The 23,115-nt window shown below is 73.1% G+C and carries 21 protein-coding genes; 9 read left to right on the top strand and 12 right to left on the bottom strand.

Translation table 11 applies throughout. The features are described 5' to 3' along the window. Window positions 1-127: 127 nt before the first annotated feature. Entirely contained in the window at window positions 128-1,435 is a 1,308-nt protein-coding gene (locus MXD62_RS18925) for a GDSL-type esterase/lipase family protein (RefSeq protein ID WP_248830846.1), read from the top strand. A gap of 98 nt (window positions 1,436-1,533) precedes the next feature. On the opposite strand, the gene MXD62_RS18920 is transcribed toward MXD62_RS18925, so the two are convergent. From MXD62_RS18920 to MXD62_RS18905, 4 genes are all read right to left on the bottom strand, one after another. Then, on the bottom strand, window positions 1,534-2,802 hold the full coding sequence (locus MXD62_RS18920; RefSeq protein WP_248830845.1) for an acyl-CoA dehydrogenase family protein: 1,269 nt from the start codon (window positions 2,800-2,802) through the stop codon (window positions 1,534-1,536). Further along, window positions 2,799-3,938 (bottom strand): acyl-CoA dehydrogenase family protein, encoded by a 1,140-nt coding sequence (locus MXD62_RS18915; RefSeq protein ID WP_248830844.1) that lies wholly within the window; start codon window positions 3,936-3,938, stop codon window positions 2,799-2,801. The genes MXD62_RS18920 and MXD62_RS18915 overlap by 4 nt, the downstream gene beginning before the upstream one ends. Window positions 3,939-4,183: 245 nt before the next feature. Continuing rightward, window positions 4,184-4,582, bottom strand: coding sequence for a PPOX class F420-dependent oxidoreductase (locus tag MXD62_RS18910; protein WP_248830843.1), 399 nt, complete (start codon window positions 4,580-4,582; stop codon window positions 4,184-4,186). Window positions 4,583-4,800: 218 nt separating this feature from the next. After that, a complete protein-coding gene (locus MXD62_RS18905) occupies window positions 4,801-5,700 on the bottom strand; it encodes a hypothetical protein (RefSeq protein WP_248830842.1) in 900 nt (299 codons plus the stop codon). A gap of 360 nt (window positions 5,701-6,060) precedes the next feature. Between MXD62_RS18905 and MXD62_RS18900 the strand changes: the two genes are divergently transcribed. The 3 genes from MXD62_RS18900 to MXD62_RS18890 are packed head-to-tail and all read left to right on the top strand — an operon-like array spanning window position 6,061 to window position 8,478. After that, window positions 6,061-6,981: an enoyl-CoA hydratase gene (locus MXD62_RS18900; RefSeq protein ID WP_248830841.1), complete on the top strand. Its 921-nt coding sequence runs from the start codon at window positions 6,061-6,063 to the stop codon at window positions 6,979-6,981. Continuing rightward, the gene (locus MXD62_RS18895; protein ID WP_248830840.1) at window positions 6,978-7,751 is read left to right on the top strand and encodes an alpha/beta fold hydrolase; all 774 of its coding nucleotides are present in this window, start codon (window positions 6,978-6,980) and stop codon (window positions 7,749-7,751) included. The genes MXD62_RS18900 and MXD62_RS18895 overlap by 4 nt, the downstream gene beginning before the upstream one ends. Next, window positions 7,744-8,478: a methyltransferase domain-containing protein gene (locus MXD62_RS18890; protein WP_248830839.1), complete on the top strand. Its 735-nt coding sequence runs from the start codon at window positions 7,744-7,746 to the stop codon at window positions 8,476-8,478. Before MXD62_RS18895 ends, MXD62_RS18890 begins: the two co-directional genes overlap by 8 nt. 25 nt (window positions 8,479-8,503) lie before the next feature. On the opposite strand, the gene MXD62_RS18885 is transcribed toward MXD62_RS18890, so the two are convergent. Further along, complete coding sequence (locus MXD62_RS18885) at window positions 8,504-9,439, bottom strand: LysR family transcriptional regulator (RefSeq protein ID WP_248830866.1); 936 nt, start codon at window positions 9,437-9,439, stop codon at window positions 8,504-8,506. Window positions 9,440-9,535: 96 nt separating this feature from the next. On the opposite strand from MXD62_RS18885, the gene MXD62_RS18880 reads away from it, so the two are divergent. Then, entirely contained in the window at window positions 9,536-9,934 is a 399-nt protein-coding gene (locus MXD62_RS18880; protein ID WP_248830838.1) for a nuclear transport factor 2 family protein, read from the top strand. A gap of 43 nt (window positions 9,935-9,977) precedes the next feature. On the opposite strand, the gene MXD62_RS18875 is transcribed toward MXD62_RS18880, so the two are convergent. The 5 genes from MXD62_RS18875 to MXD62_RS18855 all read right to left on the bottom strand — a co-directional run bounded on the left by MXD62_RS18875 (window position 9,978) and on the right by MXD62_RS18855 (window position 16,458). Further along, a complete protein-coding gene (locus MXD62_RS18875) occupies window positions 9,978-11,198 on the bottom strand; it encodes a low temperature requirement protein A (RefSeq protein WP_248830837.1) in 1,221 nt (406 codons plus the stop codon). Between the two features lie 163 nt (window positions 11,199-11,361). Next, window positions 11,362-12,816, bottom strand: a complete 1,455-nt coding sequence (locus MXD62_RS18870; protein ID WP_248830836.1) for a cell wall metabolism sensor histidine kinase WalK — start codon at window positions 12,814-12,816, stop codon at window positions 11,362-11,364. Continuing rightward, window positions 12,809-13,570, bottom strand: coding sequence for a response regulator transcription factor (locus MXD62_RS18865; RefSeq protein ID WP_248830865.1), 762 nt, complete (start codon window positions 13,568-13,570; stop codon window positions 12,809-12,811). The genes MXD62_RS18870 and MXD62_RS18865 overlap by 8 nt, the downstream gene beginning before the upstream one ends. 119 nt (window positions 13,571-13,689) lie before the next feature. Beyond that, window positions 13,690-15,027: a DUF1501 domain-containing protein gene (locus MXD62_RS18860; protein ID WP_248830835.1), complete on the bottom strand. Its 1,338-nt coding sequence runs from the start codon at window positions 15,025-15,027 to the stop codon at window positions 13,690-13,692. Between the two features lie 84 nt (window positions 15,028-15,111). After that, entirely contained in the window at window positions 15,112-16,458 is a 1,347-nt protein-coding gene (locus MXD62_RS18855) for a DUF1800 family protein (protein WP_248830834.1), read from the bottom strand. Window positions 16,459-16,578: 120 nt separating this feature from the next. Between MXD62_RS18855 and MXD62_RS18850 the strand changes: the two genes are divergently transcribed. From MXD62_RS18850 to MXD62_RS18840, 3 genes are all read left to right on the top strand, one after another. After that, the gene (locus MXD62_RS18850) at window positions 16,579-17,340 is read left to right on the top strand and encodes an SDR family NAD(P)-dependent oxidoreductase (protein WP_248830833.1); all 762 of its coding nucleotides are present in this window, start codon (window positions 16,579-16,581) and stop codon (window positions 17,338-17,340) included. A gap of 306 nt (window positions 17,341-17,646) precedes the next feature. Next, window positions 17,647-18,813: an acyl-CoA dehydrogenase family protein gene (locus MXD62_RS18845; protein ID WP_248830832.1), complete on the top strand. Its 1,167-nt coding sequence runs from the start codon at window positions 17,647-17,649 to the stop codon at window positions 18,811-18,813. A 37-nt stretch (window positions 18,814-18,850) separates the two neighbouring features. Further along, complete coding sequence (locus MXD62_RS18840) at window positions 18,851-20,065, top strand: CaiB/BaiF CoA-transferase family protein (protein ID WP_248830831.1); 1,215 nt, start codon at window positions 18,851-18,853, stop codon at window positions 20,063-20,065. 62 nt (window positions 20,066-20,127) lie between these two features. Here the strand turns inward: MXD62_RS18840 and MXD62_RS18835 are convergent, their stop codons facing one another. After that, window positions 20,128-20,991, bottom strand: a complete 864-nt coding sequence (locus tag MXD62_RS18835; RefSeq protein WP_248830830.1) for an alpha/beta hydrolase — start codon at window positions 20,989-20,991, stop codon at window positions 20,128-20,130. A 16-nt stretch (window positions 20,992-21,007) separates the two neighbouring features. Beyond that, entirely contained in the window at window positions 21,008-21,847 is an 840-nt protein-coding gene (locus MXD62_RS18830; RefSeq protein WP_248830829.1) for an alpha/beta fold hydrolase, read from the bottom strand. A 179-nt stretch (window positions 21,848-22,026) separates the two neighbouring features. Between MXD62_RS18830 and MXD62_RS18825 the strand changes: the two genes are divergently transcribed. Next, window positions 22,027-23,070 (top strand): helix-turn-helix domain-containing protein, encoded by a 1,044-nt coding sequence (locus MXD62_RS18825; RefSeq protein WP_248830828.1) that lies wholly within the window; start codon window positions 22,027-22,029, stop codon window positions 23,068-23,070. Window positions 23,071-23,115: the final 45 nt, after the last annotated feature.

Here is a 23,115-nt window from a genome sequence, read left to right as displayed (position 1 = left end):
TCTATGCTCCGGTTCCGTGAATAGCGGGCCACAAGGGCGGCGTCGATTCGGCGGGGAACGGTGTCTCGCGACCATCCCATTTGTGGACCTCCCGCGCGTAGTCAGGGAGAAGACTGTGCAGAGATGGATGAGGTTGTCCGGTCCGGCGGCGATGGTGCTGCTCGCCGCCGCGTTCTCGGTGGGGCTGGCGGGGCCGAGCCCGGCGGTCGCGAGCGGTACCCAGGCCTGCGCCGGGAGCCGGTGGGTGGCGAGCTGGGCGGCCAGTCCCACCGACTCGCGGGTCCCCACCGACGCCACCGGAGCGGCCACGCCCCAGGCCCTCTCGGACCAGTCGCTGCGGATGATCGTCACCCCGCACCTCGGGGGGACGTCGCTGCGGATCCACCTGTCGAACCGCTTCGGCACCACCCCGGTGACCTTCGGCGGCGTCACCGTCGCACGACGGGTGCTCGGGCCGGCGGTGGGCCCGGCCGCACCGGTGCGGTTCGGCGGCGCCCGGTCGGTGACCATCCCCGCCGGCGGAGAGGCCGTCAGTGATCCCGCCGGGCTCACCTTCGCGGCCTTCGACCCGCTCGCGGTCAGCATCTTCGTCCCAGGCGACCAGGCGTCTCCGACGAAGCACTGGAACGCCAACGCGACCTCGTACTACTCGCCCGCCGGCAGCGGGGACCGGACCGGTGAGCTCACCGGTCCGAGCTACACCGGCCGGACCGGAAGCTGGCTGTACGTCAACGGCGTCGACGTGCTCGCCCCGGCCCCGAACCGGGCCGTGGTCGCGTTCGGCGACTCGATCACCGACGGGTTCGTGGCGTCCACCGCGCTGAGCGTCCCCGCGGACGCCAGCGTCGCGGACCGGAACCTGCGCTACCCCGACGACCTGCAGCGGCGGCTGCTCGGCGCCGGCATCCCGGTCTCCGTCGTCAACGCCGGGATCAGCGGGAACATGCTCCTGACCAGCGGTGAGCCGTCGCAGGCGGGGCGCAGCGGGCTGCAGCGCTTCGACGAGGACGCTCTCACGCGGGCCGGTGTCGCCGGGGTGCTGCTGCTCGAGGGCATCAACGACCTCGGGCTGACCCCCGCCACGCCCGAGCAGGTCATCTCCGGATACACCCAACTGATCGACCGGGCGCACGCGGCGGGCGTGAAGATCTGGCTGGGAACGATCACGCCCGCGTCCAATGCCATCATCGACGGCACCGGCACCGCCCCCGACAGCGAGAACTACCGCCAGCAGATCAACTCCTGGATACGCGGCCAGCGCCTCGCCGACGGATTCGTGGACTTCGACGCGGCGGTGCGCAACCCCGCCGACCCGTCCACGCTGCTGCCGGCGTACGCCTCCGTCGACAACCTGCACCCGAACCCGGCCGGCTACCGGGCCATGGCGAACGCCGTCGACCTGAGAATGATCGCGTCCGCCGGCTGCGAGCGCTGAGCCTCCCAGCCGAACGAGAGCAGACGAGCGACAGCCGGACGAACGACAGCGGCCGGGCGCGTGGGTACGCGCCCGGCCCCGGTGACGGGTCGGTGGGGTCAGCCCCCGGTGGAGGCGCCCCCCCGGGCGTACCCGGATGCCCCCCCGCGGTCCTTCGCCGGCTCGCGGGGCATGCCGAGCACCCGCTCGCTGACAACGTTGCGGGCCATCTCGGTGGTGCCGCCGCCGATGCAGCTCACCTGCCGCAGCAGGAAGTCGTTGCCGCACTCGGCGGTGGCGCCGTCATCGTCCGTCCAGGCCGCGCTCGCCCCGCCGGCCAGGTTGAACGACAGGGTCGTGGTCCGCGCGGCCGTCACACCGGTGAACAGCCGTCCGATGGCCGCCGACTGGTCGGGCATCCGGCCGGAGCGCAGGCCGCGAGACAGCCGGCCCTGCAGCGCGTGCGTGACGAGGTCGAGCATGCGGCCCTCGCCGATGAGGTCACGGGCCAGCGGGTCCTCGAGCCGGCCGGCGTCGCGCGCGATCTCCACCAGGTGGGTGGCGCGGATCGTGCCGCGCGCCCCGTCGGCGGGAATGGTGACCAGCGGCGAGTTGTGCAGCATCCGCTCGTGGAACATCCACCGCGTGCCGACCGTCCAGCCGTCGTCGACCTCGCCGATGCGGTCGGAGTCCGGGACCCGGACGTCGGTGAGGAACTCCTGGCAGAACTCCTTGTTGCCGTTCAGCATCTCGATGCGGTGCACCTCGATACCCGGCTGGTGAATCGGCAGGATGAACACGGTCAGCCCGCGGTGCTTCGGGACGTCCCAGTTCGTCCGGGCCAGGACGAGGCCCCAGTCCGACCACCAGGCGCCGGTCGTCCAGATCTTGGACCCGTTCAGGATCCAGTCGTCACCGTCGCGGACGGCGCTGGTCAGCGCGGCGGCGACGTCCGAACCGGCGCTCGGCTCGGACAGGAACTGCATCCACAGCTCCTCGCCCTTCAGAATCGCCGGGATGTGCTGGCGCTTCTGCTCCTCGGTGCCGAAGTCGAGCAGCACCGCGGCACACGGCGAGAATGTCGGGGCCTGGATGTCGGCGGGATACTCGTAGCCCGAGATCTCCTCGCTGAAGGCCTTCTGGTGGTCCGCGGTGAGCCCCTGGCCGCCGTATTCGCGGGGAAAGGCGATCCCGGCGAAACCCGCGTCGTAGAACATCCGCTGGATCTCGCGCTGGCGCGCGACCGCGGCGAGCTCCGCCTCGTCGCTTTCACCCGCGCGCATCACGCCGATCCCGCTGCCCGCCGGGAGCGGCGCCAGGTTGCCCCGGATCCAGTCCCGCGCCCGCTGGCGGAAGGTCTCGACGTCCTCGATGTCGCCCGTGCTCATGCCCGCTCCTTGAGATGTTCGACCACGCCGGCGATCCGCTGCCGGTGCTCGGCGGGGGTGCCGTACAGCGCGCGGTCGAGGACGACCCGGCGCAGGAAGAGATGCAGGTCGTGCTCGAAGGTCACGCCGATCCCGCCGTGGATCTGGACGCAGTCCTGGAGCAGCTCGGCTCCGTACTCACCGATGAACGCCTTCGCGGCGCTGACCAGCTCGGGGGCGTCCGGCGACTCCGCGTCGACGGCGCTCGCCGCCGTGTCGCTGATGGCGTGCGCCGCCTCCAGCCACGACTTCATGTCCGCGAACCGGTGCTTGAGCTCCTGGTAGGAGGCCAGCGGCCGGCCGAACGAGTAGCGCTCGAACGCCCACTGCACCGTCATGTCGAACGCGGCCTGCATCGAGCCGACGCTCTCCGCGCAGAGGATCACCAGGGCCAGCTGGAGCTGACGCTCCACCTGCTCCGCGGCCCCGCCGAGCTCACCGACCAGGGCGCTCGCCGGCACCCGCACCCCGTCGAACCGGACGGTCGCGAACCGGCGGGTCAGGTCGACGGTGCGCAGCGGCTCCACCGTCAGGCCCGGTGTGTCGGTCGGGACGAGCACCTGGGTGAGACCCGCCTCGCTGCGCCCCGTGACCAGCAGGAACTGGGCCACGCCCGCCGACTCGACCGGGCGCTTGACCCCGTCGAGGACGATCTCGTCGCCCTCTACCCGGCAGGTCAGCTCCACCGTGCCCAGCCGGTCGTTCGGCGCAGGCTCGCCGTAGCACCACGAGGCGATCGCCGTGCCTTCCAGCAGCCCCGCCAGGACGGCCTCGTGCGCCGCGCCGCCGACGGCGCTCAGCGCCGCCGCGACGACGTTCGTCGGCACCAGCGGTCCGGGCGCCGCCCGGAGCCCGAACTCGTGCGCGGCCACGGTCAGGTCGACCAGGCCCGCCCCACTGATCGAGCCGCCGCCGTTCTCCTCGGACACCAGCAGGGACGTCCAGCCGAGCTCGGCGCCGGCACGCCAGTAGTCCGCCTCGAACCCCGAGGCGTCGTTCCGCAGCCGCCGGATCGTCTCTGTGGGCACCCGGTCGGTCAGATACCGAGCCGTCGCCTCCCGCAGGACTTCCTGATCGGGATCCAACTCCAGCAGCACAGTCTGTTACCTCCACGACGCTTGAGGCCCTCGCGCGCCACGTGGCACCGCAAGAGGTCAGACTGAAAACGTATAGCGATTTTTGACAGAACTTCAACAGTTACCCCGTTACCGCCGCGAACCCCCGATCCAGCCCACCATGTGGTGACGGAGACCGGCTTGTCCGGCTACGTCTGGGCCGGAATGCGACGGCCGGTGGCTGGGCGGTCGCCGGACGAGGCCGGCGACCGCGGGCGGCGCGGCGGTCAGGAACCGGCGTTGTAGACGACCTTGCTCGGCGTGATCCGGACGATGATCCGCTGCTCGCCGGGCTTGCGGAACGGGTAGCTGTCGACCCCGAGGTACTTCTTGGCCAGCCGGTCGATGTGGGCGTCGGCGCCCTCGGTGTCGAGCGTGGCCGTCCCCGTCACGCTCACCAGGTGGTAGCGGTCTTCCGGGTCCAGCACGCCCACGGACACCCGCGGGTCCTTGCGCAGGTGCTTCTCCTTGACCCGGCCGACCGCGGTGTTGAACAGGACATCGTCGCCGTCGACGTCGACCCAGACCACCGTGCTGTGCGGCGAGCCGTCCGCGGTCAACGTGGTCACCCACCCGTGGAAGGGCTTCTCCAGCAGTTCCTTCGCCCCGTCATCGAGCTTGCCCATGTCCTACCTCCGTCGTCGCGAGGCCGTCGACACGGCGGCATCGACCACCGCACGCGACGCACCTCTCCTGGACGACGCCACCCGTCGTGAACGTCGCCACCCGCACGCTCAGCGGCGCCGGACCATCGTGATATTCCCGCACCCGCGCCACCCACCCGACGCCCGCCGGTCCGGGACGGCCGCGCCCGGCCACCGCGCCCGTTGCGCTCTCGGTGCGCTCACCCGGCGATGTCCCCGCGGACGTCACCGGTGACGTCCGCGGTTCTCGCGGTGACCTCCTCGGTCCCGTCCTCGGTGATGTCGAAGTCGTACTCGAGCGGCACGATCAGCCGGTAGGGCAGGAAGGCCAGCTCCTCGTAGGCCCCGCGGTGCGCGGGGAACCGGCCGACGGCCCGCCAGTACCGCTTGGCCTCCTCGATCCGCCCCATCACCAGCTCGGGCGGGTCCTCGCAGAGCAGCATGTGCAGCACGAGATCCGACCCCGGTGCGGCGTCGACAGCCTCGCCCCCGCCGGCCTCGTCTCCGCTGATCTCGCCCCCGCCGGCCTCGGCCCCGCCGATCTCGTCCGCCCACTTCAGCCGGACGGCGCCGAGGAGGCCGGGCACGGCCGCCAGGTCGGGCAGGTGCACCCGCTCCCACCAGTCCACCGCCTCGCCCAGCCGGGCCGCCGACGGCGCCCGCCCGAGCGCCACGATCACCCCTCGGTGCGCGAGATACGGGACGGCGACGGGGCGCACCAGGCACCCCGGGCGGCTCCACGCCGCGGCGACCCGCCACCGCGAGCTGTGGCGAGGCCGCCCGATCCGCCAGAAGCGCCCGCCTTTGAGGAGCGTCCGATCCAGGGCGAGCCAGCCCTCGCGGGCCTGCTCGCTGGTCATGTCCAGCGGACCGCCGAACCAGTAGGTGGTCAGGTACGGCGGATACCCGCCGAGCAGGTCGGACCGGACGACCCCCGGCGCTTCCCGCAGGTCGCGGGGCGCGACGTAGCGACGTCCCAGGAGCACGTCGGGCTTGGCCAGGTGCTCGGGCATGTGGTCGAGGTCGTACCACCGGTTGTACTCGACCGTGCACTCAGCCGGGATCTCCAGCAACGCCAGCATCATCCCGTCGATCTCCACAGCAACCGACCCCCTCGTGTCCAACCGGACACCATCAAACCGGGCTCGAGCCCCCCAGAACACCTCACCCACCCGAACCCGGCCATCCAGCGACTTCCGCGACCGCGGCTACCAGGGACCGGGCCGGCTCCGGGGCCGGGAGCTGCGGTTCGGGGCCGTGAGCGGGGCTGCGAGCAGGGTGGGAAGTGGCACAGGGGTGGCGGGAAGCATGGGGTGGGGGCGAGGCTAAGGGTGAGCGTTGACCTTTTCCGACTCCCGTGGATGAATATTGATGTCGACGTCGATGTCGGACAGCTATTCCCGGGCTCCCGTCGACCGCGGTCCCGCTCCCGTCCGCCCAGCACCGGCGAAGGAGACCCGATGCATCCCGACAACGCGACCGACAGCCCGACCCTGAGCCCGACCAGCAACGCGAGCGACAGCCCGACCACAAACCCGACCGGCAGCGCGACGCGGCCCGAGCAGGTCGGCTACGAGGCCGAGCACGTCGACTACGAGGTTGTTGACGAGCACATCGCCGTCATCACCCTTAACCGGCCGCAGGCCGCCAACGCGCAGAACCCCAAGGTCCTGCGCGAGCTCGACGAAGCCTGGCAGGCCGCCGACGCCGATGCCGAGGTCCGGGTCATCATTCTGAGATCGACCGGGAAACACTTCTCGGCCGGCCACGACATGTCCGGCACCGAGAGCGACGTCCCGCGCCCGGCGTGGACGCCCGACAGCGGCTACGACTGGGAGACCCGGCACTACCTGCACTATGCGAAGACCTGGCGGGACATCCCGAAGCCGTCGATCGCCGCCGTCCAGGGCAAGTGCATCGCCGGTGGGCTCATGCTCTGCTGGCCCTGCGATCTCATCGTCGCCGCCGACAACGCCGAGTTCTCCGACCCCGTCCTGCACATGGGCATCGGCGGCGTGGAGTACCACGGTCACACCTGGGAGCTCGGGGCCCGCAAGGCCAAGGAACTGCTGTTCACCGGCGGTCCCGTCACGGCCGCCGAGGCGCTCGGGCTCGGCATGGTCAACAGGGTCGTCCCGCTCGACGACCTGTACCCGGCCACCCTGGAGCTTGCCCGCCGCATCGCCCGCCAGGACCCGTTCGCGCTGCGCATGGCCAAGCGCGCCGTCAACCACACCCTCGACGTCCAGGGCTTCAGCACCGCCGTCGACTCGGTGTTCGACATGCACCACCTGGCCCACGCCCGCGCCGCGCTGCGGAACAACGGCATTCCTTCCCTCGCCGGGCTGACGTCCATGAAGAACCGCGGCAGGTCCTCATGACGGCGACCGTGACCGAGCCGCGTGGCGCCGGGGCGTCCGTCTTCGTCAGCAACGGCGGGGTCCGGTTACACGCGCTCGACAACGGGCTGCCCGGCGCCGCCGCGCCGCCGGTCGTGGTGGTGCCGGGCATGGGCGAGTCCGCGGCCGAGTACGGCTGGCTGCTCGACCAGCTCGGTGAGCGGCGGGCTGTCGTCGTCGACCTGCGTGGGCGGGGTGGCAGCGACGCGCCGGCCAGCGGGTACACGTGGGAAGACCACATCAGCGACCTGGGCGCGGTCATCAGCGCGCTCGAGGTGGAGCGGCCGGTTCTCGTCGCGTTCTCCCGCGGGTCGTCCTACGCGCTCGGGTATGCGCTCGAGCATCCGGAGCGGGTACGCGGGCTGGTGGTCGGCGACTACGGGGCACGGCACGTGCGCCCGCCCGACGCCGTCGTCGAGCGGCAGCTGCGGGCGGAGATCCGCGGCGTGCCGATGATCGACCGGATGGCGGAACACGCGGCACGGGCGGTCTTCGCCGAGAGCCGGGACGTACCGCTGTGGGACCGGCTTTCCGGGCTGAGCTTTCCCGTCCTGGTGATCAGGGGCGGGCGCCGCAGCACGGTGGTCACCGACCAGGTCGCCGACCAGTGGCGCCGGGCGCTGCCCACGGTCGAGATCGCGACCATCCCCGGCGCCGGCCACGACCTGTGGAGCGGTGATCCGGACGTGTACCTCGCAGCCCTCCTCCCCTTCCTGAACCGGCTCACCGACGTCGGCCGGGACGGTGCATGAGCGCATAGCGGACCTCGCCGACCCCGGGCCGGCGGACACGCTGGTCGACCTGGGCGCCGGCCACGGCGACACCCTCGCCGCGATCACCCGCCGGTCCCCCTCGGCGCGGCTGATCGGGCTCGACCTGAACCCCGAGCCGCTGCGCCGCCTCACCGCCGCGCTGCCCGGGGCAGGCGCCGTCCAGCATGATCTGAGCGGGGCCCTGCCGTTCGCCAACGCCCGCGTCGACGTCGTGATCTCCAACAACACGCTCGAGTGCCTCACCGATCCGGCGGCGTTGCTGGACGAGATCGCCCGGGTCCTGCGGCCGGGTGGGCGCGCGGTGCTCGCCCACACCGACTTCGAGACGATCGCCGTCGCGATCGCGGACCGCGACCTGGCCCGCCGGGTGCTGCTCACCTACGCGGAGCTGCCGGTCCCCTACGAGTACATGGCGGCCACCGACCCGCAGCTGGGACGTCGCCTCGCGGGCCTGGTGCGGCGCAGCCCGCTGGCGCTCGAGTCCGTCGAGGCGCACACGACCGTCTCGCCGACGCTCGCGGAGGCCATGCCGCTCCGGCTGGGCGAGATCCACGACGCCGTCCACCGCTGCGCCGACCACGAGTTGGGCCACGTGAGCCTGGACGAGCTCGCGGAGTGGAGCCGCCAGCTCCGGGCGGCGCAGGACGATGGCGACTTCCTGTTCAGTGAGACCGCGTACATCGTCACCGCCCGCCGGGCCGGGTGACCCGGCTCCGTCGTGTCGGGCTCAGTCAGGTGGGGGTCTGCCGTGTCGGGGCTGGAACACCGTTCGCGGGACCATCCGGATCGGGGACGGCGAAGGCCCGGCGGGCGTGGGCGAGCAGTTCGCGGACGGCGGGGCTGGCCGGGGCACGCCAGACAAAGGTGAGCAGCGCTGGCGACTCCAGGCCGTTCACGGGCAGCGCGATAAGCCGGTCACCGTACGCCGCCGCCATCGACATGCTGAGGACGGCCACGCCCAGGCCGCGGCTGGCGAGGTCGGCGATGGCGTCCGGCGCGCTGGCCTGCAACGCGATCCTGGGATGAAGGTCGCGGGCCTGGCAGGCCAGGTCGAACACGGTGCGCAGGCCGGTACCGGGCGGCATGCACACGATCGGATGCCTACACAGGTCACGCAGGGTGGTCCGGGGCCGCTCCGCCAGGGTGTGACCGGGCTGGACGGCCGCCACCAGCCGCTCCTCGACGATCGTCAGCGCCCCCAGCCCCTCGGGAGCCGGGGCGGCACTGCCCACCAGGGCCAGGTCGACCGTCCCGGCACGGACCTCCGAGACGAGCTGGTCGGAGTTGCCTTCCAGCAGGGAGACGTCCACCCCTGGGTGGGCACCGCGGAAACCGGCGAGGGCGTCGAACAGCGGCGTGACGGTGCAGCCGGTGACCATCCCGACGGTGAGCTGGCCGCGGATCAGGCCGGTGACCTCGCCGACCGCCTGGCGCAGGGCCGCGGTGGCGGCGAGCGCGGCGCGGGCGCAGCCCAGCGCGGCCTCCCCGGCGGCGGTGAGCGTCGCGGCGCGACCGGACCGGTCGAACAGCTCGGCGCCGAGATCCCGTTCGAGCTGGCGGATCTGTGCGCTGACCCCGGACTGGCTGACGTGGCTGCGCTCGGCCGCCCGGGTGAAGTTCCGTTCCTCGGCGACCGCGACGAAGTACTCCAACTGGCGCAGCTCCATAAGCAATGATGCTAGCTGCAAGCAGATCCATCTGTTGGACTTCTGGCTCCCCCGGTCCCAGGCTGGACGGCAGGACACAGCTGACAGGAGGAAGCCATGCAGCAGCACGCGGACCGCCAGGAACGGGGCTACCAGGACTACGAGAAGGCGATGCGGCCCGAGGACATCACCCGGCTGTTCGTCGAGCGTTCCAACGCCGGTGACGCCACCGGCGTCGCCGCGCTCTACGAGGAGAACGCGGTGCTGGCCTACCCGCCCGGCGGCCGGACGGTGGGCCGGGAGGCCATCCGGGAGCTGTGGGCGGCGGTGCTGGCCGGCGGCCCCCGCTTCGAGCCGGAGCAGCCGCTGCCCACCCTGGTCAGCGGCGACATCGCGCTCACGTCGACGCCGCCGAGGGACGGGACCGGCGCCAGGGCGCAGGTCGTCCGCCGCCAGCCGGACGGGAGTTGGCTGCGGCTGCTCGACCAGCCCGAGTTCAACCCGCCGGCACGCTGAGCGCGTGGGCCCACGCCCACGGGCGGTCAGGCGTCCACGGTGGTCATCCGGGCACGGTGGACGTCCGGGTGCGGCGGTCGTCCACGATGACCTGGAGGGCGATGGCGGCCCAGATCGGCAGGTTCAGCAGGACGACGGCCCAGGGCAGGGCGAGGCCGGCGGCGGCCGTCCAGGCGATCACGGCCAGCGCGCCGCAGGCGGCCACGACGACGCCGAGGTAGGTGACCGGCGCGGCCTCCAGCGGCGCGTGCAGGGCCCAGAGCAGCAGCAGGAACGCGATCAGGGGCAGCGCGACGGCGAAACCGGCGACGCCGTCCGAGGCGTGGATGTCGTGGACGAGTGTCTCCGCCGTGACCTCGAGGCCCGCGCCGAGCGCGGCGAGCGCGGCGAAGATCCCGTAGTGCCCGTAGCCCCAGTAGAACGACATCCCGCGGTGGGTGGCCAGGCCCCGGCCGGCGGGCGCGGCGAAGTACAGCCACCAGCAGCCGAACAGGGCGGCGAGCCCGCCGCCGCCGAGCAGGACGGTGTCGGTGGTGACGCCGGCCTCGACCGCCGGGGTGAGCGCGCGGGACGCCGCGAGCACGCTCTCACCGAGCACGATGATCGTGAACAGGCCGTACCGCTCGGCGATGTGGTGCGGGTGCCAGGTGGTCCCCGTGTGCCGCTCGGCCCACGGCGGGACGGCCAGCTCCAGCACGACGAGCACGAAGAAGCCGACGAACCCCGCGGTCTCGGGCAGCGCCAGCCGGGCCAGCCAGCCGGCCTGGATCACGACGGTGCCGGCGGCGTAGCGGTAGGCGGTCGACCGGCTCGCCGGGTCGCTGTGCCCGGCGCGCAGCCACTGCGTCACCATCGCCGCCCGCATGATGACGTAGCCGGCCGTCACCGCGGTGAAGTCGGTGTCCTCGAACGCGGCGGGCACGCCCGCGGCGAGCACGAGCACGCCGCCCATCTGCAGCAACGTCAGCAGCCGGTACGGGACGTCGTCGCAGTCGTAGGCGGAGGCGAACCAGGTGAAGTTCATCCACGCCCACCAGATGGCGAAGAAGACCATCAGGAAGCTGACGAGGCCGTCCCCGACGTGGTCGTCGGCGACGGCGTGCGCCAGCTCGACCGCGGCGGCCGCGACGGCGACCACGAAGGTCAGGTCGAACAGCAGCTCCAGCGGGGTCGACGCCCGGTGGCTCTCGTCGGCGGAGCGGGCCCCCATCGGCACCCGCCATCGGCGCCCGACGGGGGCGGTCAGCTCGGACGTCTCCGGCACGGTCGGCCCCTTCGTGATCGTTCACGGACGGCCATCGGCGAGCATGACCGTTCAGGTGGGAGCGCCGGAGATCACCCGGATCGCCGCCACGCGCCTGGTGACATTCTGCGTGCATCAAGCACCAGCCGCCCAGTTCAGAGGGCCGCCATTCCCCCACGCAGGGTCAGCCGGGCGGCAGCCGGATACCGAAGACGGCGCCGCCTTCGGGGGCGTGCCCGGCGAACGGCTCACCGCCGAGGCGGCGGGCCAGCCCGGCGACGAGCGCCAGCCCGACGCCGGTCGAGACGGGCCGGCGGCCCCGGTAGCGCTCGAACAGCGCCGAGCGGTCGAAGGCCACGGCGAGGTCGTCGGCGGTGAGGCCGGGACCGCCGTCCCGCACCTCGAACACCGCCTCCGGGGGGACCACCACCCCCTGAGGGACCACTGCCCCCTGGGGACCGCCGCCCAGCGCCATCACGATCGGCGCGCCGGCCGGGACCACCCGCAGCGCGTTCTCGGCCAGTCCGTCGACGATCTGCCGGAAGCGGACCGGGTCGGTGACCACCGGCACCGGCCCGTCCGGCAGCTCGACCCGCAGCTCGACGCCGGCCGCCGTGCACCGCGGCCGCCAGACCTCCACCGCCCCGGCCACCAGAGCGCCCAGGTCCACGGGCGCGAGGTCGACCCGGAAGTCGTCCGCGCCGAGCCGGGCGAGGTCGAGCAGGTCGGTGACGAGTCGGTCGAGACGGCGGGCCTCCCCGAGGATGATCCGACCGGTGCCGGCGGTGTCGGCCGGCTCGGTCACGCCGTCCGCGAGCGCCTCCGCGAAACCCTGGACGGCCGTCAGCGGGGTGCGCAGCTCGTGCGAGACGGACAGCAGGAACCTGCGCTGCCGGTCCTCGCTGACGGCGAGAGCCGCGGCGAGGCCGTCGAGGGCGGCACCGACGTCCGCCACCTCGGCCGGGCCGCGCGGACCGCCGGTGCCGACCCGGATGTCGCGCCGGCCCGCGGCGAGCTGGTGGGCGGCGTCGGCGAGGCGCCGCAGCGGGCGGGCGAGCCGGCGCGCCAGGACGGCGCCGGCGACGGTCGCGGCGGCCAGGCCGCACACCAGCGCGATCCCGAGCCGCCGCAGGACGGCGCCGGCGAGCTCGCGACTCTCGGACGCCGGTTGCACGAGCGCGATCGCGCCGCCGTGGGCGAGCGGCCGGCCGACGACGATCACCCGCCGGCCGCCGGCGGTGCGGGCCGTGCCGACCTCCGCACCGGAGGCGACCCGGGCGAGGACGTCGGCCGGGAGCTCGAGGCCCCTGCCGCCACCGGGCCCCTGGCGCGCGGTCGGACGGCCGTCCGGGGCGACCCGGACGAAGGTCACCCGCTGGGCGGCGATCGTCCTGGTCACCCCGGCGCGCAGGTCGGCGGTCGCGTTGGGACGGTCGTAGAGCGCGACGACGACGTCCGCCTGCCGGCCGAGCGCGCGGCGGGCCTCGTCGTCCGCGGCTCCGCCGACGAGACCGGCGAAGATCGTGCCGGTGAGCAGGACCGCGAGCGCGGCGACGGCGGTCGTCGCCAGGGCGATCCGCACCGCCAGCCCGGCGGGCCGCCGATTCCGCGGGTTCGGGCGGCTCCCGGGGTCAGGCATCGGCGGTGTACCCGACGCCGCGGACGGTGCGGATCGGGCTGGCCGGGCCGAGTTTCGCCCGGACCTGGGCCACGTGCACGTCGACGGTCCGGGTGCCGGCGCTCGCCTGGTAGCCCCACACGTCGGCGAGCAGGCGGTCCCGGGTGTGGACCAGGCCGGGGCGGCGCAGCAGGGCCGCGAGCAGGTCGAACTCGGTGGTCGTGAGGGTCACCTCGCGGTCGCCGGCGAGCACCCGCCGCCGCCCGACGTCGAGCACGACGACCCCGGCGCGCAGCACCGGGCCGCCGGCATTGGCGTCAGGACCGGCACCGGCACCAGGACCGGCAGGCGCACCGGCGACGTCGGTCGACCGTGCGAGCGCGGCGGGCCCGCTGGTGCGCCGCAGGACGGCGCGCAGCCGCGCGACCAGCTCGCGGGGCGAGAACGGCTTCGTGACGTAGTCGTCGGCGCCCAGTTCCAGGCCGACGACGCGGTCGACCTCGTCGTCGCGGGCCGTCACCAGCAGCACCGGCACCCAGTCACCGTCGGCGCGCAGGGCCCGCAGCAGCTCACGGCCGTCCAGGCCGGGCAGGCGGACGTCCAGGATGACCGCGACCGGGGTGAGGGCACGCGCCGCCGCCAGGCCGGCCGGACCGTCGGCGCGGACCTCGACGGCGAACCCCTCCCGGACGAGGTACATGCGGATCAACTCGGCGATGTGCGCCTCGTCCTCGACGACGAGGACAAGCTCGGGAGCGTGGGTGTCCGCGTCCATCTGCGTGTGGGTGTCCACCTCAGTGAGTGTGCTGGTCACGGGAACCGGAGCCGGCCGGCCGGCCGGGGTGGAATCGCGGAGCCGGGCCGCTCGCGGGCCAGGCCACGCCTGGGACATGGTCAGAGAAACGCGAGGCGGGGGAAGCTCTCGTCGGACCCGAGCACGGTGCCCGCCTCCGTTCCCAGGACGCGCTCCAGCAGCGTCGCGTACACCGAGCGGAAGTCCGTGGTGACCCGCAGGTCGCCGTCGTCGAGGTCGGTGAGGGAGGGCTGGTCGCCGAAGAAGCCGCCGCGCACCGGCCGCCCCAGGAGCAGGACGGGACCGGCGGTGCCGTGGTCGGTGCCGTCGCTGGCGTTCGCGGCGACCCGCCGGCCGAACTCCGAGTAGACCATCGTCGTCACCCCGCTCCCGCGGGGCGTGGCGGCCATGGACCGGTGGAAGCGGGTCAGCGCGGCATCCAGCTGGCCGAGCAGGCGGGTGTGGGTGCCGTCCTCGGCGGCATGGGTGTCGAAGCCGCCCAGGCTCACCGCGTACACCCGGGTGGGCACCCCGGCGGTTATGGCGCGGGCGACCACGTCGAGCTGGGCGCCGAGCTCGCCACCATCGCCACCGCCTGCCCCGGGGTCCCCGCCGTCGAGCTGGCCCTGGGTGCCGGCGTCGCGTTCCGGGGCGTCGGCGAGCACCGGGGCGAGCGCCCCGGCGACGGTGAACAGGTCCGCGCCGGATGCGGCGGCCCGGGCGGCCAGCGGGCTGTCGGCCGGGTCGGGGCGGTAGAGCGCGTGCAGGTCGGCTCCCAGCCGACCGCTGGGCGCGGCGAAGCCGCCGGTGGGTACCGCCGAACCCACCGCGTGGTCGCCGACCAGCAGCGGCGGCAGCGTGGGGCCGATCGCCAGCGCCCGCAGCGGATCGGCGCCGCCCGCCTGGCCACCGGCCGAACCACCCGTCGGGCCGGCCGTCGAACCGCCTGCCGGGCCGCCCGTCGCGTCGTCCTTCGCGGCCAGCGCGTCGAGCCAGCGCCCGATCCAGCCGGACGTCGACGCCGTCCGCGGTGACGCGGTCTGCCAGATGGCCATCGACCGGAAGTGGCTGTGATCCGGCTCCGGGTAGCCGACGCCCCGCACGACCGCGAGGCGGCCCTCCTTCCACAGCCCGGCGAGCCCGGGGAGCGCCGGGGCGAGCGCGAGGCCGTCGGCCAGCGGGTGGACGTCCGGCTCGGCAGGCGCGAGGTCGCCGCGTGCCTTCCGGTAGGCCGGGTCCTGGAAGGGGATGACGGTGTTCAGGCCGTCGTTGCCGCCGTAGAGGGTGACGACGACCAGCACGCCGGTCCCCGCGGCCAGCGGGCGGTCGGCGGCGGCGCCGTGCAGGGCGTCCCAGCTGAGCACCCCCGCGCCCGCGGCCAGGGCCCCGGCTCCGGTGACGCCGGAGGCGATGAGGAAGCGGCGGCGGCTGAGCGACATGGCGTTCTCTTCCTTCGGATCGGCCTGGGCCCGGAGGCGTTCCGGGTGACGGACGGGGCTGACGGGGCGCACGGGCCTGGCGCGTCAGGTGACGAGGTACTCCGGGGCGAGCAGGGCGAGGGTGACGAGCCGGGGCGGATCGTCGGCCGCCGCCGACAGCGCGGAGCGGGTGCGTGCGCTCCAGCTCGGCACCGACAGCAGCCGGGCGACGGCGTCCACCCGCTCGGCGGCCGGAACGTCCGCCACGGCCGACAGGTCGGCGGCGTCCGCGACCGCCGCCGCGAAGCGGGTCCGGACCAGGCTCGCCGCGGTCGTCAGCCACGCGCCGCCCGCCGGCCAGCCGCCGACGCTGGGCGGCGCGAACGGGAGCTGGCCGAGGCCGCGCAGCACCGTGGCCAGGCGCGCCGGCGCGGCGGCACCGCCCGCCCCGGACGCCGGGACGGTGATCCGCAGCGCGCGGAGCACGCCCACCACGTAGTCGATCGGCGGCGCCACCAGACGCCCGGCGGTGGCCCGGAAGCCGGGCGCGAGGAGCATCGCCCGCAGCGCCGCGCCGGTGTCGAGCCCCGGCCCGTAGGCGGTGAGCAGCGGAGTGAGCGCCTGGTCGGCGGGTGCCACCGGTGCGGCGTACCGGCTCCACAGCCGGGAGCACACCCAGCGCGGCGAGGCCGGTTCGTGGGCGAGCAGGCTGACGACGTCCTCACCGCCGAGATCACCGGTGTGGCCGAGGATCGTCTTGGTGCCCGAGTCGTGCTGCGCCGCGGCGACGGTGAAGCGGCCGGTGCGGCCGGCCCGCCAGCCGGTGAACGCCCGCGCCGCCTCCCGGACGTCGCGCTCCTCGTAGTTGCCGATGCCGAGGGTGAACAGCTCCATCAGCTCACGGGCGAAGTTCTCGTTCGGGTGCTCCCTGACGTTGCGGCCGGCGTCCAGCCAGATCAGCATCGCCGGGTCGCGCGCGACGGCGAGGGTGAGCGCGTCGAACGGCCCGCGGCCGGACCGCCGGAAGATCTCGTTCTGGGCGAGCATCAGCGCCGGCGAGCGCACCTTCTGGATGGACGTCGCGAAGTGGCCGTGCCAGAAGAGCGTCAGCTTCTCGGTGACCGGGTCGGCGGTCGAGACCATCCGGCCGAGCCACCAGCCGATCAGCGCCTCGGTGCGCTCGCGCAGCCCGCGGGCGTACGCCGCGCGGGCGGTCCGGTCGGACGCGGGCGGTGGCCGGCGGTCGGCCTCGGCGTCCAGGTCGGGCGGGGGTACCGCCCCGGGGTCGGGGCGGTCGTGCGCGTCGAGCAGGCCCCGGGCCGCCGCCTCGTAGCCGGCCCGCTCGGCGGCGTCGAGCTCGTCGGGACGGGCCCCGAAGCCGGCCCGCCGGTACAGGAGCGCGAGCTCGGCCCGCACCCCGGTGGGGCTGTCGGTGGTGACCGCGGCTGCCATGACGACCATGGTGGCGTGCAAAGGTCAGCCGCCGGCGAGCGTCCTGTACGAATCGTGTAAGGATCCGCGCCCGGCCGGCGGACGGTGGCGCCCCGCCGCGGAACTGTGGGAGAAGCGGTTATGGACGGACTACAGGGAAAGATCATTCTGGTGGCGGGCGCGGCCACCGGGCTCGGCGCCGACTCGGCCGGGCGGCTGGCCAGGGAGGGCGCCAAGGTCGTCGTCGGCGACCTGGACCTCGCCGGCGCGGAGCGGACCGCGGCGGCCATCCTGGAGGCCGGTGGGGACGCGGTCGCGGCGGGCTTCGACATCTCCGACGACGCCTCCGTCGCGGAGCTCGTCGCCTTCACCGTGCGCACCCACGGCGGCCTGGACGCCGTGCACGTCAACGCCGGTGACATGGGTGCCGTCCAGAAGGACAGCGACGTCGTCGACATCGACCTAGCGATCTGGGACCGCACGGTCGCCGTGAACCTGCGCGGCCACATGCTCGTCAGCCGGCACGCCATCCCGCGGCTGCTGGAGCGGGGCGGCGGCGCGCTCGTCTACACGTCGTCCATCGCGTCGTTCGCCGGCGAGCCGCAGCGGCCGGCCTACGCGGTGACCAAGGCGGGCATCAACGCGCTCGCCCGGCATGTCGCCTCCCGGTGGGGCACCGAGGGGATCCGCGCCAACGCGGTCACGCCCGGCCTGATCCTCACCGCCGAGATCCGGGACGGCGCGCCGCCGGACATGCTGTCGGCGATGCTGGCCCGCACCCGCAGCACCCGGCACGGCGAGGCGCGGGACGTCTCGAGCATGGTCGCCTACCTGCTCTCGGACGAGGGATCCTGGATCAACGGGCAGGTCGTCAACGTCGACGGCGGTACGGTCCTGCGCTGAACGCGACAGGAGACGCGGTAGGAGACGTGGCAGGCAGCGGCATCAGGTATTCGGGCACCGGCACCGGCGTCAGGCTCGTGAAAATTCGAACAGGCCCGCGACCAGAGGCACGGCCGCGTGCCAGTGTGTTAGCGCCACCTAACAGCAGTCCGCACTGACGCCGCGTGACGTAGTCACCACGTTCGCGACACGCGGCGTCGTCGGAGCCCGCTCGCGGTCCCGTCCCGCACGGAACCGTGCACGTCACGACGTCCCCGCGGCAGGCGACTGCCGTCCCGCCCACCTCGTCCAGTGGAAGGTCAGCCGATGCACTTCGAACTCACTCCGGATCAGGAGCAGCTCAGGGCCGGGGCGCGGGAGCTCGCCCGCAGCTTCGCGGACGACTACTGGGCGGAGAAGGACCAGAAGGGCGAGTTCCCGTGGGACTTCTACAACGCGTTCGCCGAGGGCGGCTGGCTCGGCATCGCCATCCCGACGGAGTTCGGCGGCGGCGGGCTGGGAATCGCCGAGGCGTCGCTGCTGCTCGAGGAGATCGCCGCCTCGGGTGCCGGCATGAACGGGTGCAGCATCATGCACCTGACCATTTTCGGCCTGAACACGATCGTCAAGCACGGTAGCCCGGACCTGCAGAAGGAGATCCTGCCGTCCGCGGCGGACGGCTCGCTGCACGTGTGCTTCGGCGTGACCGAGCCGAACGCGGGGACGGACACCACCCGGATCACCACCTTCGCCGAGAAGGTGGACGGCGGCTACCGGATCAACGGCCGGAAGGTCTGGATCACCAAGGCCGGCGACTCGCAGAAGATGATCCTCATCGCGCGGACGACGAAGCGCGAGGAGAGCGCCCGGCCCACCGACGGCATGTCGCTGTTCCTCATCGACATCGACCGGAACCACATCGACCTGCGCGCCATCCCGAAGATGGGGCGCAACGCGGTCTCGTCCTACGAGGTTTTCATCGACAACTACTTCGTGCCCGAGTCCGCGCGCATCGGCGAGGAGGGCAAGGGCTTCAAGTACCTGCTCGACGGCCTGAACCCCGAGCGCATCCTGCTCGCCCACGAGGCGCTGGGCATCGGGCGCGCCTCGCTGGAGAAGGCCACCCGCTACGCCAAGGAGCGGATCGTCTTCGACCGGCCGATCGGCCAGAACCAGGGCATCGCCTTCCCGCTGGCGGAGGCCCAGATCCGGCTGGACGCCGCCGAGCTGATGGCACGCAAGGCCGCCTGGCGCTACGACCAGGGGCTGCCCTGCGGGCCCGAGGCGAACATGGCGAAGTGGCTGTGCGCGGACGCCGGATTCAAGGCCGCCGACCAGGCCATCCAGACCCACGGTGGCATGGGCTACGCCCGCGAGTACCACGTCGAGCGTTACTTCCGCGAGTCGCGGATCATGCGCCTGGCGCCGGTCAGCCAGGAGATGGTCCTCAACTACGTCTCCCAGCACGTGCTCGGCCTGCCGAAGTCGTACTGAGACGACGGGCGCGGATCGACTACGGCGACGACGACGGATGACCGACCCCGGCGGGAGCCTGGACGGGCTCCGTGTCCTCGACCTCTCCCGGGTTCTCGCCGGGCCGCTGTGCGCCCAACTCCTCGCCGACCACGGCGCCGAGGTGATCAAGGTGGAGCCCCCGGCCGGGGACGACACCCGGGCCTGGGGCCCGCCCTTCGTCGCCGACGGCACCAGCGCCTACTTCACCGGGATCAACCGCAACAAGACGAACATCTGCCTCGACCTGAGCACTCCGACCGGGCACGACGTGCTCGGTCGGCTGCTCGGGGAAGCCGACGTCCTGGTGGAGAACTTCAAGGTCGGGACACTGGCGCGCTGGGGTTTCGACGACCCGACGCTGCGGGCGCGCCATCCCCGGCTCGTCCGGTGCCGGATCACCGGTTTCGGCCCCGACGGGCCGATGGGCGCCATGCCCGGATACGACGCCGTGGCCCAGGCGTACAGCGGTCTGATGAGCATCAACGGCGAGGCGGACCGGCCCCCGCTGCGGGTCGGCGTGCCGATCGTCGACATGGTCACCGGCATCTACGCGTTCGCCGGGATCCTGCTCGCACTGCACGCCCGCGCCCGCACCGGCGTGGGCCAGCTCGTGGACTGCACGCTCGTCGACACAGCTGCCTCCCTGCTTCATCCCCACTCGGCGGCGCACCTGGCGGACGGACAGGTGCCGATCCGGACCGGCTCGGCCCACTCCGCGATCGCTCCGTACGACACCTTCGACGCCGCGGACGGCCCGATCTTCATCGGCGCCGGCAACGACCGGCAGTTCGCCGCGCTCGCCACCGCGCTGGGCCGGGACGAGCTGTCCGGGGACCCGCGCTTCTCCTCGAACGCCGCCCGGGTCGCGAACGTGGCTGCGCTGCGCGCGATCCTGCGTGAGGCGATCGCGCCCCGCGCACGCCACGGCCTGGCCCGGGAGCTGCTGGCCCGCGGGGTACCCGCGACGGCGGTGCACGACGTCGCGCAGGCACTGGCCGACCCGCACCTGCGGCACCGGAACATGGTCGTGGAGCTCGACGGCTATCGCGGGATCGGCATCCCGATCAAACTGTCCGCCACGCCCGGCTCGGTGCGCCGTCCCCCACGGGCGCAGGGAGCCGACACCCGGCGCATCCTGAGGAACCTGGGCTACACGAACGCGGAGGTGGACGCTCTGATCGCCGCCGACGTCGCCCGCGCCCACGACGAGCCGCCACCCACCGAAGCGTGATCGCCACTGGGCGGCAGTCGGGCGACGGCGGGCCCGCGGACGAGACCCGCCGCCGCGGGGCCTCAGCCAGCTGCTGTCCTGGACGGGCGCTGGCCGGCATGCTCGACGGCCCACTGCAGCGCGTGGTCGGCGACGGCCTCCCAGCCGGGCTCGGCGCAGGTCCAGTGCGACCGGCCCTCGAACTCGAAGTACTCGGTCAGCGCCGCCGAGTTGTGGTACTTCTTCGCGTTCGACCTGTTCACCGACGGCGGCATGATGTGGTCCGATCCGCCACCGATGAACAGCAGCGGCGCCCGGTCGTCCCGGTCGTAGTCGACCCAGGTCTCCTGGTGTCCCGGCTTGAAGTTGGCGATCAGGCCGTAGACCCACACCCAGTTTCCCGGCGCCGGGATGTGGTAGCGCTCGTGGACCTTGTCGGACTCTTCCCGGCTGAGGGTGTTCGCGAAGGCGTAGTGGAACTCCTCCGGGGTAAACCCGACCGCCTTGTGGAAGTTCCCGGGATTCTTCAGGATCGGGAAGAGCGACTTCACCTGGGACAGCGGGTTGACGTGCACCCCCTCGGTCGGCGCTGAGTCGATGACGACTCCGGCCGCGCCGAGCCCGCGGGCGAGCAGCAGCTGGGTGAGGGTGCCCCCGAACGAGTGCCCCATGATGATCGGCGGCTTGTCGAGGCCCTCGATCACTCCGGCGAGGTGGTCGACGGTGGCCGGCACGGTGAGCTCGGCGATGACCTTCGGGTCCGCCCGCAGCGCCTCGACCTCCACCTCGAAACCGGGATAGGCGGGCGCGATGACCCGGTACCCCTTCTCCTCGAACCGGCTGATCCAGCCCTCCCAGCTGCGCGGGGTCATCCACAGGCCGTGTACCAGGACGATCGTGTCGGGTTTGCCGGAGCCGGCCGGGCTGGCCGCACTGTCGATACTCAATGTGTCTCCCTGTTGGTCAGGCGGAGGCGGGGTAGGTGGCGAGAAAAGCCAGCAGGTCGGCGTTCAGCCGGTCCTTGTGCGTCTCGGTGATGCCGTGCGGAGCACCTTCGTACACCGTCAGCTCGGCGCCCTTGACCAGTTCCGCCGACCGCCTGCCGCCGACCTCGATCGGGACCACCTGGTCGTCGTCCCCGTGGATGACGAGCGTCGGCACGTCGAACGCGGCGAGATCGGGCCGGAAGTCGGTGGCCGAGAACGCGGCGATGCACTCGAACGCGTTGCGCGCTCCGGTCTGCATTCCCTGCAGCCAGAACGAGTCGCGGATGCCCTGGGAGCGTTCCTGCCCGGGACGGTTCGCGCCGAAGAACGGGCCGTCGGCGAGATCCCGGTAGGCCTGTGAACGGTCGGCGAGCGAGGCGGCACGGAGGCCGTCGAAAACCTCGACCGGAACGCCGCCGGGGTTGTCGTCGGTCTTCAGCATGAACGGCGGCACGGAGGAGACCAGCACGATCTGCGCGACACGGTCCGTGCCGTGCCGACCGACGTACCGGGCCACCTCGCCGCCGCCCGTCGAGAACCCGACCAGCGTGACCTCACGCAGGTCCAGATGACTGATCAGCGCGGCGAGATCGTCGGCGTAGGTGTTCATGTCGTTGCCGTTCCACGGCTGGGACGACCGCCCGTGGCCGCGGCGGTCGTGCGCGACGACGCGGTAGCCGTTCGAGGCCAGGAAGAGCATCTGGGCCTCCCAGCTGTCCGCCTGCAGCGGCCAGCCGTGGCTGAGAACCACGGGCCGGCCCTCGCCCCAGTCCTTGTAGTAGATCTCGGTGCCGTCCAGCGTCGTCACGGTCGCCACGATGTCTCCTCTCGGCGGCCCGGGGACACGCGAGTCGTCCCCGGCGCCGGTCGTCAGCAGGCGTCCCCTCACGTCCACGCTAGGCGGATCGGGTCGGCCGTGCTGGTCTCTGCGTGCACGGTTCTGGACTCTCCGTGCCACATCCGCGACCCTTGGGACGATTCATGGGAGGAGCACCGGTGGCGACGGTTCTTGATCTCGACCACCTGCCGGCGCACCGGCGCGCCGAGGTCGCCCGGGACGCCATCGTCGCGCTCACCGTCATCAGCCGGTTCAGCGTGCACGCCCAGCACGACATCCGGGGCCGGATCGAGTCGTGGAGCTTCGGCGAGGTCGGCCTGATCCGCACGACCGTCAACGCCGGCCAGCACATGATCCGCACCGCCCGGCACGTGCGCCAGGACAGCGCTCCCCCGGTGCTGTCCTTCGCGCAGCGCCGGCACGGGCGCGCCGTCCAGGAGCAGTTCGGGGTCCGCCGCGAGCTGACCGCCGGCGAGCTGTACTGCACCGACCTGAGCTCCGCGTTCGAGTACGCCAACGCCGAGGGCGGATGCGGCCAGGGCCTGCAGGTACCGCTGGCCTCGCTCGGCCTGCCCGGCGAGGTCGTCCGGCGCGGCGCCCCGAACCTCGCCCGCAGCCCGCTCTACCCGCTGGTCACCGACCACCTCACCGCGCTGGCCCGCGACGCCGCGGCCCTCGAGCGGGACGAGTCCGCCGCGGGCGTCGGCACCGCGACCGTCGAGCTCCTCCGGGCGTTACTGGTGAGCGCGGCCCGCGGCCCCGACGACGCCCCGGGAACACCGGCGGAGATCATGCTGGCCCGCGTGCGGCACCACGTGCTGGCCCACCTGGCCGATCCCGATCTGAACGCGGACGGCATCGCGGCCGCGGTCGGGGTGTCCGTGCGTCACCTCTACCGGCTGTGCCGGGAGGCGGAGTTCAGCCTGGAACAGTGGATCGTGCGCAACCGGCTGGAACGGGCCCGCTCCGCGCTCGCGGCCCGGGACGCGCGCGGCCGCAGCATCGCCGCCATCGCGCGCGCCAACGGCTTCGCCGACCCCTCCCACTTCAGCCGCCGCTTCCGGGCCGCCTACGGCACCACCCCCCAGGAATGGCGCCGCCACCACACCCCCCACCACACCCCCCCGCCGCGAACCCCCACCCCGGAGTCCGGGTCGGGGCCCGCCCCCAACCCGGACTCAAGGTCATCTCGCGGTGCCTGAAGGTGCGTGGCGGGTGAGTGAGTTCATGGACTCACTCACCCGCCA

Source organism: Frankia sp. Mgl5 (assembly GCF_023242985.1).
GTDB classification, from domain to species: domain Bacteria; phylum Actinomycetota; class Actinomycetes; order Frankiales; family Frankiaceae; genus Parafrankia; species Parafrankia soli.
Note: the sequence above shows the minus strand (reverse complement) of the source record. Positions and strands in the feature narration are given on the sequence as shown.